The organism is Vibrio sp. 378, from assembly GCF_033339435.1.
In genome coordinates, this window is sequence record NZ_JAWOUO010000391.1 from 1 (window position 1) to 789 (window position 789).

Sequence of the window (789 nt, forward strand, 5' to 3'; positions counted from 1 at the left end):
GGACGACGCATAGAAATATCTCCCTTATCTTTAATGTAAATAGTCTATTAATGTAAAAAATCTACGTAGGAATATAACAGAATAATATGAACAGATCATGATTGGTATCATGTCTTATGTGGCTTTCTCTCTCCGTCGGGAGTCGAAGTTGTTCTGTTATTTTTATCAAAAGCAATCGATTGGTGATCGCGTAGACAGAATGATAGTTCATTCCTCGGAAATTGCTGGCTAGATTGGTATTACTACGCACTGAATTTTTTATGTTGTAGAAAGGAATCAAAATGCCAAACTTAGTTTTAGAGTATTCGAACTCAGTGGAAGAGCGAGTCAATGTACAAGGTTTGCTGGAAGACTTACATAAAGCTGCGTTAGAGAGTGGCCTTTTTGAGTTGGCCTCTGTGAAATCAAGAACGTTAAGATGTCATAACTGGCTAATTGGTGAAGCGGGTGACAGCCTCGATTTTATCCATATCAATTTTGATTTGTTGTCTGGCCGAACGCCTGAACAAAAGCGAGAATTATCGCGAGCTTTAATGGTTGTGCTTCAAGAACAGGCAAGTCATGTACACAGTTTAACGGTTAACATTCGAGATATGGATGTGGACAGCTTTCAAAAAGTGGTGAACTGAATATAAGGCTTGGCCGACGTTGTTCACGACTTGTTGTTTCTTCCCAAATTCACCCGACTCGGCTACTCTGTATTCTTTCTATTTTTGGATAAAAATTGATGTCGACTAAAGAGTTACTGTTTTCGTTTCACGGACGTATCGATCGAAAAACCTATTGGAT

Annotated in this window: 1 protein-coding gene; it reads left to right on the top strand. The window is 38.8% G+C overall.

Annotated elements, in window-relative coordinates:
• Nucleotides 1–281: 281 nt before the first annotated feature.
• On the top strand, nucleotides 282–629 hold the full coding sequence (locus R7Q48_RS26475) for a 5-carboxymethyl-2-hydroxymuconate Delta-isomerase (RefSeq protein WP_005496920.1): 348 nt from the start codon (nucleotides 282–284) through the stop codon (nucleotides 627–629).
• Nucleotides 630–789: the final 160 nt, after the last annotated feature.

Bases quoted from the DNA above. Each gene is read 5' to 3' on its own strand.
- R7Q48_RS26475 (WP_005496920.1), top strand. From the start codon at position 282: ATGCCAAACTTAGTTTTAGAGTATTCGAACTCAGTGGAAGAGCGAGTC.